Here is a 13906-nt window from a genome sequence, read left to right on the forward strand (position 1 = left end):
CGGCCATAGATTCATGGTCATGATCTCTCGGACCACAGCCCCTGCAGCCTCCGTCGCCAACCCCGTCCTCCGCGTCCCGCCCGCCGCTCCGGCCGCGGCGGCCGCCTACTTCGGCGCCTCGCTCGCCTTCCACGCCGATGTCTCCGACGTCGCCTCGGCGCTCGCCGCCGCCGACGATCCCGGATTCGTCGTCGTGGACTCCCGCTCCACCGCCTCCTGGGACCAGGGCCACATCCCCGGCGCGGTCCACCTGCCCACCGCCCTGATACCCGAGCAGGCGGCACGGCTGCTGGACCCGGCCGTCCCGGTGGTCACGTACTGCTGGGGTCCGGGATGCAACGGCGCCACCCGTGCCGCCCTGGCCCTCGCCGAACTCGGCTACCAGGTCAAGGAGATGCTCGGCGGCTTCGAGTACTGGGCGCGCGAGGGCTTCGCCTTCGAGACCTGGGAGGGCGGTGAGCGGCGCGCCGCCGACCCGCTCACCGCTCCGGCCGACGACGCCGACTGCGGCCGCTGACGGCCGGTGGGCGGTGCCCGTCACCGTGAGCGGCGACGGGCACCGGTCCGAGGCGGCCGGAGGAGGGCCGCTCAGAGCCTGGAGAGCTCGTCCACCAGATCGTCCAGGCCCAGCGAACCCTGCGAGAGCGCCGCCATGTGCCAGGCCTTCAGGTCGAACGCGTCACCGTGCGCCGCGCGCGCGTTCTCCCGGCCGAGCAGCCAGGCCCGCTCGCCGAGCTTGTAGCCGATGGCCTGGCCCGCCATCGAGAGGTAGCGGGTCAGCTCACTCTCCACGAAGTCGGCCGGCCGGCCGCTGTGGCTGCCGAAGAACTCCTGCGCCAGCGCGGGCGTCCAGCGCTCGCCGGGATGGAACGGCGAGTCCGCCGGAATCTCCAGCTCCAGGTGCATGCCGATGTCCACGATCACCCGGCAGGCGCGCATCATCTGCGCGTCCAGATAGCCGAGCCGCCGCTCCGCGTCGGGCAGGAAGCCCAGTTCGTCCATCAGCCGCTCCGCGTACAGCGCCCATCCCTCGGCATTGGCGCTGACCTGGCCGAGCGAGGTCTGGTAGCGGGAGAGGCTGTCGGCGACATGCTTCCACTGCGCGATCTGCAGATGATGGCCGGGAACACCCTCGTGGTACCAGGTCGACACCAGGTCGTACACCGGGAAGCGGGTCTCGCCCATGGTCGGCAGCCACGTGCGGCCCGGGCGCGAGAAGTCCTCGGAGGGGCCGGTGTAGTACGGGGCCGCCGCGCCGCCGGGCGGAGCGATGCGCGACTCCACCTTCCGGACCCGCTCGGCCAGGTCGAAGTGCGTGCCGTCCAGCGCTTCGATGGCCTCGTCCATCAGGCCCTGGAGCCACTCGCGTACCTCCTCGACGCCTTCGATGTGCTTGCCGTGCACGTCGAGATGGGCGAGCGCCTCCCACGGGCCTGCGCCGGGAAGGATCTTCGCGGCCTCGGTCTTCATCTCGGCCAGCAGACGGTGGTATTCGGACCAGCCGTACGCGTACGCCTCGTCGAGATCCAGGTCCGTACCGTTGTAGTACCGCGACCAGCGCGCGTAACGCTCCCGGCCCACCGTGTCCGGCGCGCCCTCGATCGCCGGCGCGTAGACGTCACGCACCCAGTCCCGCAGAGCGGTGAGAGCGGCGGAGGCGAGCCTGGCGGCCTCGGTCAGCTCCTCGCGGAGCGGATCCGGCGCCGGCGCTACGAACTCCGAGAAGAACGCCGTGCTCGCGCCGCCGCCGCTCCACTCCGTGAGCTGCCCGACGAAGGTGGCCGTCGGGCGCGGGCCACCGTGCAGCTTGCGCTCCAGACCGAGCCCGAGCGAGGCCCGGTAGCCCTCGACGGCGGCCGGGACCGCGCGCAGCCGTTCGGCGATCGCGGCCCAGTCCTCCTCCGTGTCGGTGGGCGTGACGGTGAAGACCTCGACGAGGCTGTGGACGGGGGAGTGCAGGTTGGAGACGGTGCGCAGCCCCTCCTCGGCGTCGTGCACGGCGAGTTCCGCCGTCAGCCGCTCGCGCAGGAGGCGTCCGCACCGGCGTTCCTCGTCGCTGTCGGCGCCCGGCAGCCGCTCCGCGTCGTCCAGCTTCAGCAGGGTGGCGCGGATGAGGTCGGCGACCGCCTCCTGACCGGCCGGTGAGAAGTCGGGCAGGCGGTGCGAGCTTTCGCGGACACCCATGTAGGTGCCCGTGATGGGGTCGAGTTCGATGATTGCGTCGACGTAGGCGTCGGCGACCTGGCGAGGCAGCGCGCTGCTCGAAGTGTCTGACATGCGGACATCCTCCAACGGCGGGCCCCTCTTCGTCACCACCGTTCAACGGCCCGCGTCCGAAAGGCGATCATGGGCGGGCCGCTCGACGGTCGTCAGCCGCGGGCCGGTTCGCCGAGCGGCAGCAGCGGACCGCACTCCCACTGCTGGAAGATCAGCCGCGTATCCACCCGGGCCACCTCCCGGCGTGAGGTGAACTCGTCCAGGACCAGCCGCTGGAGATCCGCCGCATCGGCCACCGCCACCTGCACGAGATAGTCGTCGGGGCCGGTGAGGTGGAAGAGCGCGCGGGACTCCGGCAGGGCCCGGATCCGGTCGACGAACGGACCGATGAGCTCGCGGCGGTGCGGCCGGACCTGCACCAGCAGCAGCGCCTGAAGGCCCCGGCCGAGCTTCGCCGGATCCAGCCGGAGCTGATCGCCGAGGATGACCCCGGAGCGGCGCAGCCGGGTCACCCGGTCCAGACAGGTCGAGGCCGCCACGCCGACCTCGGCCGCCAGCTCCCGGTAGGTGGTCCGTGCGTCGTTCTGCAACAGCCGCAGAATGTGCAGATCCACCGGATCCAGAGCGACAGAATCAGCCATGCGGCGAACGTAGCACGGTCTTTTGCCGCTACGAGCCGGTAACTGTTCAGACTGTTGTCATGGACAACGAAGTCTCGATGACGCCCCCTGCCCCCACCCCGTCCAGGGCGCTGGCCACCGAAGCCGTGCACGCCGGACGCGACGACCTCGCCTCCCTCGGCCTGCACGCCCCGCCGCTCGACCTGTCCACCACCTATCCGTCCTACGACTCGCGCGGCGAGGCCGAGCGGATCGACGCCTTCGCCACCACCGGCGCCCGGCCGGACGGCCCGCCCGTCTACGCGCGGCTGGACAACCCGACCACCGCCCGCTTCGAGACCGCGCTCGCCCGGCTGGAGGGCACCGACAGCGCTGTCGCGTTCGCCAGCGGCATGGCGGCCCTCACGGCGGTCCTGCTGGCCCGCGCGAGCATCGGGCTGCGCCATGTCGTCGCGGTCCGGCCCCTCTACGGCTGCAGCGACCACCTGCTGAGCGCCGGACTGCTCGGCACCGAAGTGACCTGGACCGACCCGGCGGGCATCGCCGACGCGATCCGGCCGGACACCGGCCTGGTCATGGTCGAGACCCCGGCCAACCCGACCCTCGCCGAGATCGACATCCGGGCCGTCGCCCACTCCTGCGGCTCGGTGCCGCTGCTCGTCGACAACACCTTCGCCACCCCGGTGCTCCAGCGGCCCGTCGAACACGGCGCCCGGATCGTCCTGCACAGCGCCACCAAGTACCTCGGCGGCCACGGCGATGTGATGGGCGGGGTCGTCGCCTGCGACGAGGAGTTCGCCGCCACGCTGCGCCAGGTGCGGTTCGCCACCGGCGGAGTGCTGCACCCGCTGGCCGGCTACCTGCTCCTGCGCGGGCTCTCCACGCTTCCGGTCCGCGTACGCGCCGCGTCGGCGAGCGCCGCCGAGCTCTCGCGCAGGCTGACCGCCGACCCGCGGATCGCCCGGGTGCACTACCCGGAGATCGGCGGGGCGATGGTCTCCTTCGAGGTGTACGGGGACCCGCACGCCGTGATCGCCGGCGTCCGGCTCATCACGCCCGCCGTCAGCCTGGGCAGCGTGGACTCGCTGATCCAGCACCCGGCCTCCATCAGCCACCGCATCGTGGAGGAGGGCGACCGGCAGGCGGCCGGGGTCGGCGACCGGCTGCTGCGTATGTCGGTCGGGCTCGAGGACGTCGAGGACCTCTGGGCCGACCTGTGCCAGGCGCTCAGCGACGGGCCCGTTCCGCGGGCTCGGACCGCTGAGCGGGACGCCCGTCCGTCGGCTGAGCCGTCCGCCCGTCCGGCGCGGTCGTCAGCTGCGGTGCGGTAGCCGGTTCCGTCGCATCCGTCGCATCCGTCGCATCCGTCGTACTCGTCCGGTCCGTCGCGGTCGCCGGCTGTGCCGCACTCGTCAGCCGCGCGGTGATGACCAGAGTGCCTTCCTCGATCTGGTAGTCGAGAGGCAGCTCCAGGGCGCGCATCGCCGCGACCATGCCGGTGTTACGGGACTGGGTGACGGCGTACACGCTGTCGCAGCCCGCCTCCTCCGCGAGCTGCACCAGCCGGCGGAGCAGCTCCGCGCCGATGCCCCGGCGCTGCCAGGCGTCCTCGACGAGGAGGGCCACCTCGGTCTCGTCGCCGTCCCAGAGGAGGTGGCCGAGCGCGACCAGCTTGCCGGAGACGGTCTGGACGGCCAGCGTCCGGCCGAACCGCGGGCTCAGCAGGTGGTCCAGATAGCGGTCCGCGTCACCGACGGGGCCGTGGTAGCGCAGGCCCAGCGTGCGCGGAGAGCAGCGGTCGTGCATCGCGCGGGCGGTGGCGAGGTCGCTGCGGTCCGCGCGGCGCACGGTGATCTCGTTGCCTTCGGGCAGCGTGAGGATGTCCTCGCTACGGGGCACCCGCGGGCCGAGCCGGGCGTCCAGCTCCACCAAGGCGCGGGCCCGGGCGAACTCGGTCGGAGTGAACGGCAGATAGGGCCGCTCGACGGAGATGACGCCGCCGGACGGATCGCGCAGCCGCATCACCGTCTCCTCCAGCACGCCTTCGACCGGGGCGCTCTGTCCGGTCGGGCGGCCGGTGATGGAGACGGCGGGCAGCGAGTGGATGGTGCACCGGCCGAGCAACTGGCGGAGCGCGAGCGGAAGTTCGGCGGCGTCCAGCGCCGTGCGGGTGGCCAGCGAGAGTACCCGGGTCGGGGTGTCGACCAGATCGTGGGTGTCCGCGCGCTCGATCCAGGTGGCGGTGCCGCCGGCGGCCTCGATCTGCCGGGTCAGCTCCTGCGCCGGGAGCACGGCGGGCGCACGCAGCAGGAACTCGTCGACCGTGCCGTCCGTCAGCGGGTGGGTCTGGAGGGTCAGGATGTCGATACGGAGCCGGGCGAGCATCAGGCACAGCGCGGCCAGACTGCCCGGCGCGTCCCGCACGGTCGTCCGCAACCGCCACAGGACCGTCTCGCCGGCACCTGCTCCGTCGATCGAGCCGGTGGCCGTCTCCGGTCCCGTATCGGAGGTGCCCGCTTCTTCCGGCTCCGGCGGAGGATCGTTGCTGTGGCGCTTGGCCCACCAGGCGGCGAACGCCGCCGTGGCCACCAGAGCCACGGCGGACGCGATGAGCAGGTAGGTCACCTCGGAACGCTGCCCGAGCACATGGGCGATCGGATCTGTCACATCAGTCATATCCTTACTGTGGACGTCCGGTGTTGCCTCATCACGAACACCTTGTGACTGATGGGTTAAGTGTGGATCCGATCGCCTATCGTCGTTTTTCGGCCGTATTCTTCACTCCGTGAAGGTCTTCAGCAGGCGCGCCGCCTGCCGGACGGTCTGCGAGGCCCCCTTCCGCCCGGCCGTCGCGGCCAGCCCGGCGATCGGCTCGATCCCCTCCGTACCGCAGCGCTCGGCGCACTCCGCCGCCACGGCCAGCAGGTCCCCGACGCCCCGGGGCGCCTTCTCGTACGCCAGCAGCGTGGGCAGCGCCCCGGCCAGCACGCCCAGAACGGTCCGGTACGCACCGGTGGCCGCTGCCGTGCGGACGGCGTCGGCCAGGCGGTTGACCTTGACCAGGTCGTGGTCGACGAGGACCGCCAGCTCGCGCCCGAGCAGCGCGCTGTCCAGCCGCCGCTGAGCGGCCAGCACGAGGAGCGCGTCCACGGCGGATATCCGGTCCTCGGGATGGCGTGCGCCCAGCCCGTACGCCAGCGCGAGATGCAGGGCGACACCCGCCTCGCCGCCGGTCTCCACGAGCGGCGGGAGGAACCAGGCCCCGCCACGCGGCCCCTCGTCGGCGGTGTTGAGCAGATCCGTCATCAGCCAGGCGGCCAGCGTGTCGCCGTCCTCGGGCAGCGTGGCCAACCAGTGCGGACACTGCTCGGCGCCCCAGTGGTAGCAGGACCGGGAGTCGGGCACGTGCGGCCGGCCCAGCCAGTGGAAGGAGCGTGGGAACTCCTGCTGGATCACCGGCCGTTCCTTGGTGGCGAGCAGCACATGCCGGACGCCGGACGCCGACCGCTGCCACCAGTTGCCGGCCGAGGGCCGGTCGCTGGTCAGCCCGTGCCGCAGGACGGGCGCCACCGGCTCATCGGCCCGTATCCACGCGGCCAGCCGGTCGCCCTGTGCCGTACCGAGTGCGGCCGCTGCCTCGGCGGCCACCGACGCTTCCTTCCGGCGCACGCGCAGCAGCGCCTGCGAGAAGTCGGCGGGCCCTGGGGCGATACCGAGGCGCTGGTACGTCCGCAGTCGCTCGACCAGCTCCGCCGCGTCCAGTGCACCGGTGTGCCAGGTCGGCGTGGCGAGCAGGAAGGGCACGCGGTCGGTCGCCACATCACCGGCAGCCTCCCACGCCCGGGCGAGCAGCACGCCGTTCAGCGCCGCATGGGCACACGTCCCGGCGCCGGTCCACCGGCTCTTCCCCTCGACGACAGCCTGGTACGAGACCCGGCCCAGGAGCGAGCCCACCACCAGCGACAGCGCCTCGCTCGTCGTCACGTACGACGGCTCCGGCTGCTGGTCGATTCCGTGCTCCATGAACCACGTCCCGGCCAGGGCCTCCCACAACGCCTCCGTCAGCCCGGCCCGGTCGGCGCGGGCCAGGCGGACCAGCCCGTCCAGCGTGCGCTCGAAGGCGGAGCTCCCGGACGCGGCGGCCAGGGCTCCCGGCGTGGAACCCTGCCAGGAACGGGACTTGAGCTGGGCCGCCACCTCCTCGACCAGCTCCGCCACGCTCCCGGGCGCCGGGTCGAGCCGGATGAGCTCCGGCACAGGCGGCAGCAACTCCTCGTACGGACCCTCCACCGCACCGTCCTCGTCCACCTCACCGAACAGCGCGGTGACCGCCTCCCGGTGGATCGGCCCCAACTGCGCCGCCGCGAAGGACAGCTCCTCCCGCAACGCCGCGTCCTCGGCCGGAAGATGGCGCGCGACCAGCTTCAACGCCCGCTCCTGGAGCGCCACGTCCTCGTTCCCGAACGCCTCGGCGACCACCGGAAGCAGCTCACCGGCCGTCGATCCGTCCCGGTTCAGCACCTTCCCGAGCAGGATCAACTGACCGCGCACCAGCTTCTTCTCCCGGCGGAAGAGGACCGAGCCCGACACCTCCGCCAGCTCCCGCGTGGACAGCTCGCCTCGTGTGTCCAGCCGCGCGAGCACGTCCTGAGCGTGCGAGGCGACCACCGAGATGGCGTCCGCCGCCATTCCCGTCCAGTCGCGGAGGTGAGCTCTCTCCTCGTCCTCGGTGAGGCTCAGCTGCTGGAGCACGGTGAGGAAGAACCGCTGGTCACCGGTCTTGCCGCCGCGCACCAGGCGCGTCACACACCGTTCGACCAGCTGCGACCGGTCGAGCACACCGTCCGCCGCCAGCGCGCGGAGCGCGGCCGGCCAGTGGTCGGTCGTATCCGGTGTCTCGTACCAGCCGACCTGCGCCGGAAGCTCCCGCATCTCGAAGAGCCGGGGTGCGAGCACGGCGACGTGCGGGTCGGAGCGCAGGATCTCGACCAGCTCCACCCGGCCGGACCGGCCGTGCCACCGCGCGGTGCTGATCCGCTCCGACCAGCCCTCGACGACACTGTCCGTCGTGGGGATCGGGCACGCGGCCATCCGTGCCAGCTCGCTGATGAACGTGTACTCCGCCTCGGAGTTCAGCGACTTCGCCGCCAGCCGGTGCGCGAGATCGCCGAGCCAGGCCGGATCGCGGTCTCCCAGCGCCACGAGGATCAGCGGATACGGAGACCGGGACCAGCTGCGCAGGTCGCGGCCGGCGATCCAGCCGGCACAGCCCGCCGCTCCGGTGTGGCATCCGGCTCCGGCCACATGGAGGGCCTTGCGGATCTTGTCCTGGCGCTGCCAGTCCCAGCCTCTGGCCTCCTTGCGCAGCTCCTTCAGCTCGGCCAGCGCCGCTCGGCGGCCGGCCCGGTCCAGCTTGAGCACCAGCGGCGGTACGGCCCGGTGGTGTCCGTTGCGTACGGCGGTGATCAGGTCGTCGCTCATCGCACGCCTCCGGCGACCGTCGCCCCGCGCCGGACCATCGTCACGGCCAAGGCGTGTTTGCACGGGCCCCGCTTGCCTCGGTAGTCCGCCCACCACTGGCAGGTGCAGGTGAGCCTGCCGTCGCTGTCGCGCACCTGGTAGCGCCGGTCGCCGGAGGCCACGGACGCCAGCGCGCCGTCCAGCGACACCGCTCCCGCACCTGCCAGTTCGCGGGCGGCGACCAGCCGCGGGTTGTGGCGTTCGGCCCGGTCCGCGTCGTACGGCAGTTCGCGGTGGAAGTAGGCCGCGTCGGCCAGGTCGTAGCCGACCCGGCCCGCTGTGCCGAGCCGGGTGAGCGCGGCCCGTACGCGCTCGACGCTCAGCCCCGACTCCTCGGCCAGCGTGGCCGGTTCGATCGTGGGCTCCCAGGCGAGCAGGACGGAGACCAGCTCGGCGTCGGCCGCCGCCTCATCGGTGGCCAGCGCCTCCAGCACGCCGCCCTCGCCCGAGAACCCGCGCGAGGCGTCCGGCGACAGCGTCAGCGTGAGCCGCATGCCCGGCAGCACCACCTCCCATGCGCTCGCCACCGGCGCACCGTCCACCACCGGAGGCCCGTACACGCGCAATGCCGTGGCGTGACGCAGCACCCGTTGCAGAGCCACCAGCCGCTCGGGTCCCGGCAGGCACACCGCGCCCGGCACCGGCCGGGTCGTCGGCCGCAGAGCGGAGCCGGACGCCACCACCCACTGCGCGCCCCGTGCCGCGTTGCCGGAGCCGCGCGGCAGCGAGCGCAGGAACGCCACCGCCCGCGCCGCCGGCAGCTCGGCCCGCAGATCGAACCCGGCCGAGGCCACCTGCGCCTCGGCGAAACCCCGCAGCCACCGGTCCGGCAGCGGCACCTTCTTCTCCACCACCGGCCCGTCCAGCGTGGTGACCGCCAACTCCTCCGGGCCCACCCGCAGATGGAGCGGGTCGTCCGCCGTTATCCGGGAAAGGGCCTCCCGCAGCGGATTGTTGACGTCCACATTGGTCGTACCATGGCCCGTCCGCTCCCCGTCCAGGCCCTCCCGCAGCACATCCAGGCGCGCGTACACCCCGCAGCAGCCCGAGAACGACTCGAAGCGCAGCCGGTCCCCGTTCCCCGTCACCACCGGGTCCAAGGAGGCTGCCAAGGTGCGCTGGTAGTAGCGGGCGGCGGCCACGTCGGCCACCGCCAGCAGGCCTCGGGCGGCGATGCGCGGGGCGGAGAGGAATCCGGCGAAGAACCGCGGATGCGCCTCCGCCCCGCGCGGGGTGAGGCCGCCCGCCGTTTCCAGGCCGAGAGAGGCTCCCACCTGCGAGGACTCCAGGGCGGACGGGCGTGCGTAGGCCAAGGCATGAACGGATCGGGTCATGAGGAAAACGGTAGGACCCACCACTGACAACGGACCCCGGACCAGGGTCGCAGCCGGCCTTGGTACAGCCGTCCGCCCAGGTCAGCGGCGCTCCCTCACTGGCCCACGCGCCCCGGGCCCAGCACCTTGCTGAACAGCACCGCGCCACCTTCGGCCCGCAGACGTACCGTCAGCTCCGCGCTGTCGCCGTCGATCTCGACCTCTCCGAAGAACTGCGGCGACTCCATCGGCGAGACATTGGCCCGGTCCGGCGCCCGGACGAAGACCCGGTCCGGCCCGAACGTGCCGTCCAGCGCATTGGCCGGAAATCCTCCTGCGGCCAGCGGCCCCGAGACGAACTCCCAGAACGGCGCGAAGTCCTTGAACGCCGCCCGCTCGGGCGCGTAGTGCTGCGCCGAGGTGTAGTGCACATCGGCCGTCAGCCACAGCGTGCCGGTGACCTTGTGGTACTTGATGAACCGCAGCAGCTCCGCGATCTGCAGCTCCCGCCCGAGCGGAGCGCCCGGATCGCCCTGGGCCACCGCCTCGAAGTCCGTCGCCCCGTCCGGGACCACCAGGCCGAGCGGCATGTCGGCTGCGATCACCTTCCATACCGCGCGGGACTGAGCGAGGGAGCGTTTCAGCCAACTCAGCTGCTCGGCGCCGAGGATGCCGGTCGTGTCGTCGGCCTGCCGGTTGGGAGAGTTCCGGTTCCGGTACGTGCGCATGTCGAGCACGAAGACGTCGAGCAGCGGACCGTGGTGGACGGTGCGGTACATGCGCGAGCGGCGCGAGGACGAGCCGTACGAGCCGTGCGGTGTCGACACCGGGAAGTACTCGTGGAAGGCGCGCGCGGAACGGGCCGCGAGGATGTCGACGTTCTTCTCGGTGTAGCGGGCGTCGTCGAGGATCTGGCCGGGATACCAGTTGTTGCGCACCTCGTGGTCGTCCCACTGGACCACGGACGGGACCTGCGCGTTGAAGCGCCGTACGTTGCCGTCCAGCAGGTTGTAACGGAAGTTCCCGCGGTACTCGTCCAGCGTCTCGGCGACCTTGGCCTTCTCCTCGGTCATGACGTTGCGCCAGATCCGGCCGTCGGGCAGCGTCACGCTCGGCTGGAGCGGCCCGTCCGCGTACACGGTGTCGCCGCTGCACAGGAAGAAGTCCGGGTCGAGGCGGCGCATCTCCTCGTACACCCGGTAGCCGCCGATGTCGGGGTTGATGCCCCAGCCCTGTCCCGCGATGTCCCCGGACCACAGGAAGCGCACGCCGTCCCGGCGCCTGGCCGGAGCGGTGCGGAAGGTTCCGTACACCGGTTTTCCGGTACGGCGCGGATCGCGCGGGTCGGCCAGCGTGACGCGGTAGTGCACCTGCTCGCCCGCCGGAAGGCCGTACAGCGGCGTGGTGCCGGTGAAGTCGCTTCCCGGGCCGATCAGCGGTCCGTACCAGCTCCGGGAGCGGCGGAAGGACTCGGTCGCCGAGGTCTCCACCAGCATCCGGGCCGGCCGGTCGGAGCGCACCCACACCAGCGCCGACGAGGCGGTGACGCTCCCCACCTGCACGCCCCACGTCGCCTCCGGACGGCCCGCCAGCGCGAGGGCGGGAGCCGCGGTGGCGGCCGTGGGCAGGGCGGCGGCCGGGACGAGCAGCGAGCCCCGCAGGACGGTACGGCGGCGGGGCGAGGGGATACGCGGGCGGTGCGGCATCGGGGCGCCTCCAGGCGGTGGGCGGAACGGGCGGGCGGAGGCCGCGCAGCGCTCCGTCGGGCCGGTGCCGGTCTCCGCCTCCATGCCTAGTGGTCCGCGGAGGCCGCCGTTCGAACACCGGGTGAACGGGTCCGGTCCAAGGCGCCGTCAGACACGACCGCCCGGCCCTCAAGCGGCCGCGAGCAGCGCGACGCCCCGTGAGATCTCACCGACGCCCAGATGTGCGTAGCCGAGGACGAGCGCCACCGTGCCGTCCTCGGGCCCCGCGTCCCCGTAGTCGCTCAGCGGCCGCAGCGCGATGCCGGCCTCGGCCGCGCGGGCCAGGAGCGCGCCCTCGGGGCCGTACCGTTCCGGCAGCCGCGCGATGATGTGCAGGCCTGCCGCGATACCGCTGACCACCGTGCCGGGAAAGTGCTCGGCGAGCGCGGCCACCATGGCGTCGCGGCGCTCCCGGTAGGCGCGCTGACAGCGGCGCAGCTGCCGGTCGTAGGCGCCGCGCACGATGAAGTCCGCCAGCACCGCCTGGTCGATTGCGGGATTGCCGAGGTCCATGGTCCGTTTACGGGCGACGATCCGGTCGGTCAGCGCGGCGGGAGCGATCAGCCAGCCGAGCCGCAGGCCCGGAGCCAGGGACTTGCTCACCGACCCGGTGTACACGACACGCTCCGGGTCGAGTCCCTGCAGAGCGCCCACCGGAGCCCTGTCGTAACGGAAATCGCCGTCGTAGTCGTCCTCCATGATCACGGCGTCCGCCTCGCGCGCCCAGTCGAGCAACTGACGGCGCCGCTCGGCGGAGTAGGCGATTCCGGTAGGGAACTGGTGCGCCGGCGTGGTCACCACAGCGCGCACGCCGGAGCGCCGCAGCGGACCGAGCGTCACTCCTTCCGCGTCGAGGGGCAGCGGTGTCGCGCCCAGACCGGTCGCCGCGAACAGCGACGCGTGTTCCGGGCTTCCCGGATCCTCCACGCCGACCGAGGCCAGGCCCTGCTCGCGGAGGACGAAGCCGAGCAGCGTCGTCGCCTGCGCCACCCCCGAACAGACCACCAGCCGCTCGGGATCGGCCACCGCACCGCGCCGCCGCGCCAGCAGCCCGGCCAGCGCCTCCCGCAGCTCCGGCAGCCCGCGCGGATCGGGATACCCGAGCGCCGCGTGCGGCAGCCGGCCGAGCACGGTCCGCTGGGTGGCGGACCATGCGGCGCGCGGGAAGAGTGAGAGGTCGGGCACGCCGGGCCGGAAGTCCACCCGCGCGCCCGGCGCACGCGGCGCCAGATCCCGTACGGAATGCGCCGCCGCGCGCACTCCGTCACTCACCCAGGTCCCCGCGCCCTGCCCGCTGCGCAGATAGCTCTCGGCGGTCAACTGCTCGTACGCCTCGGTGACCAGCCCGCGCGACACCCCGAGATCGGCGGCGAGCTCCCGGCTGGACGGAAGCCTCGTGCCCGCGGCCAGCCGACCCGAGCGCACGGCCTCCCGCAGCGCGGACCGGAGCGCGCGCCCACGACCGCGCGCCGGTGCGGCGGCGGCGGGCAGCAGCAACTCCCAGGCAGGAGAGGTCGAATCAAGACCGCTGGAGCCGCCGCGGTCGGTCTCACCGCTCGAATTGGTCCCCGAAGACGTCATGGAAGTGGACCTTAAACCGGTCCGCTCCGAAACCTAGCGTCACCGTCATGAACGCGAACTCCTTGCGCGGAGCCCTTCTGGCGGCCTTCGCCTGTGTCCTGGTGGGGGCCTCCTTCACCGCCAACAGCGTCCTCGGCGACTACCCGTACGCGGGCGGCCAGGCGCTCCGCTACGGCCTCGCCGCCCTCCTGCTGGCCGCTCTGCTGCGGCGCGGCCCCGACCCCGTCGCCGTTCCGCTGGGAAGCCTCTCCGCACGCCGGTGGCTGCGGCTCGGTCTGCTCGCCGCGATCGGCATGGTCGGCTTCAACCTGTCGGTCCTGGCAGCGGAACGGACGGCGGAACCAGCAGTTCCAGGCGTCTTCGTCGGCTGCGCGCCCATCGTCGTCGGCGTCCTGGTCCCGCTGCTGGAGCGCCGCCGCCCGTCCCGTACCACCTTGTACGCGGCCGGGCTCGTCGCCGTCGGAGCGTTCACGGTCCAGGGCTGGGGCCGCACCGACCTGGCGGGCATCGGCTGGTCGGTCGGCGCGCTCGCCGGCGAGGTCGGCTTCGCGGTCCTGGCCGTACCGGTGCTGCGACCGCTCGGCCCGAAGCTCCTCGCGGCCACGGTGTGCGCGATCGCCGCCGTACAGTCCGCGCTGCTCGGCCTGGTGATGGACGGGCCCGCGTTCCTGCGGATGCCGACACCGGCCGAGACGACGGCGCTGCTCTGGCAGGCTGTCGTCGTCACCGTGATCGGCTTCGTCTGCTGGTACATGGGCATGCGGCGCATCGGCGCCGAACGAGCCACCCTCTTCTCCGGCCTCATCCCGGTCTCCGCCGCGCTGACGGCACCGCTCGTCGGAGCCGGGACGTACGGCATGGTACAGGGCGCCGGAAGCCTCCTGGTCGGCGCCGGGGTGGCGTTCGGCTC

Annotated in this window: 9 protein-coding genes and 1 pseudogene; 3 read left to right on the top strand and 7 right to left on the bottom strand. The window is 72.7% G+C overall.

Annotation, left to right across the window (positions count from 1 at the left end):
- The first annotated feature begins 13 nt into the window (after positions 1-13).
- The gene (locus tag ABZ267_RS25475; RefSeq protein ID WP_356751160.1) at positions 14-517 is read left to right on the top strand and encodes a rhodanese-like domain-containing protein; all 504 of its coding nucleotides are present in this window, start codon (positions 14-16) and stop codon (positions 515-517) included.
- A 71-nt stretch (positions 518-588) separates the two neighbouring features.
- On the opposite strand, the gene ABZ267_RS25480 is transcribed toward ABZ267_RS25475, so the two are convergent.
- Both ABZ267_RS25480 and ABZ267_RS25485 read right to left on the bottom strand, forming a co-directional pair.
- Complete coding sequence (locus ABZ267_RS25480; protein WP_356751158.1) at positions 589-2277, bottom strand: DUF885 domain-containing protein; 1689 nt, start codon at positions 2275-2277, stop codon at positions 589-591.
- Between the two features lie 92 nt (positions 2278-2369).
- Positions 2370-2858 carry an Lrp/AsnC family transcriptional regulator gene (locus ABZ267_RS25485; protein WP_356751156.1) on the bottom strand — a complete coding sequence of 163 codons (489 nt, stop codon included), beginning with the start codon at positions 2856-2858 and terminating at the stop codon, positions 2370-2372.
- A 59-nt stretch (positions 2859-2917) separates the two neighbouring features.
- On the opposite strand from ABZ267_RS25485, the gene ABZ267_RS25490 reads away from it, so the two are divergent.
- Positions 2918-4168, top strand: a complete 1251-nt coding sequence (locus tag ABZ267_RS25490; protein WP_356751154.1) for a PLP-dependent transferase — start codon at positions 2918-2920, stop codon at positions 4166-4168.
- Here ABZ267_RS25490 and ABZ267_RS25495 read toward each other — a convergent pair.
- From ABZ267_RS25495 to ABZ267_RS25515, 5 genes are all read right to left on the bottom strand, one after another.
- Positions 4065-5513 (bottom strand): GNAT family N-acetyltransferase, encoded by a 1449-nt coding sequence (locus ABZ267_RS25495; RefSeq protein ID WP_356751152.1) that lies wholly within the window; start codon positions 5511-5513, stop codon positions 4065-4067. The two genes, ABZ267_RS25490 and ABZ267_RS25495, sit on opposite strands and share 104 nt — an antisense overlap.
- 102 nt (positions 5514-5615) lie before the next feature.
- A complete protein-coding gene (locus tag ABZ267_RS25500) occupies positions 5616-8318 on the bottom strand; it encodes a DUF6493 family protein (protein ID WP_356751150.1) in 2703 nt (900 codons plus the stop codon).
- Positions 8315-9691 (bottom strand): SWIM zinc finger family protein, encoded by a 1377-nt coding sequence (locus tag ABZ267_RS25505; protein ID WP_356751148.1) that lies wholly within the window; start codon positions 9689-9691, stop codon positions 8315-8317. The genes ABZ267_RS25500 and ABZ267_RS25505 overlap by 4 nt, the downstream gene beginning before the upstream one ends.
- Before the next feature lie 95 nt (positions 9692-9786).
- Positions 9787-11376, bottom strand: a complete 1590-nt coding sequence (locus ABZ267_RS25510) for an alkaline phosphatase D family protein (protein ID WP_356751240.1) — start codon at positions 11374-11376, stop codon at positions 9787-9789.
- A gap of 168 nt (positions 11377-11544) precedes the next feature.
- The gene (locus ABZ267_RS25515; protein ID WP_356751238.1) at positions 11545-12912 is read right to left on the bottom strand and encodes a PLP-dependent aminotransferase family protein; all 1368 of its coding nucleotides are present in this window, start codon (positions 12910-12912) and stop codon (positions 11545-11547) included.
- 131 nt (positions 12913-13043) lie between these two features.
- Here ABZ267_RS25515 and ABZ267_RS25520 point away from each other — a divergent pair.
- Positions 13044-13889 (top strand): annotated as a pseudogene (locus ABZ267_RS25520) (DMT family transporter); the annotation flags it as partial.
- Positions 13890-13906 lie beyond the last annotated feature (17 nt).

The sequence above is a fragment of the Streptomyces sp. NPDC006174 genome (genome assembly GCF_040614075.1).
In the GTDB taxonomy this organism is placed as follows: Bacteria; Actinomycetota; Actinomycetes; order Streptomycetales; family Streptomycetaceae; genus Streptomyces.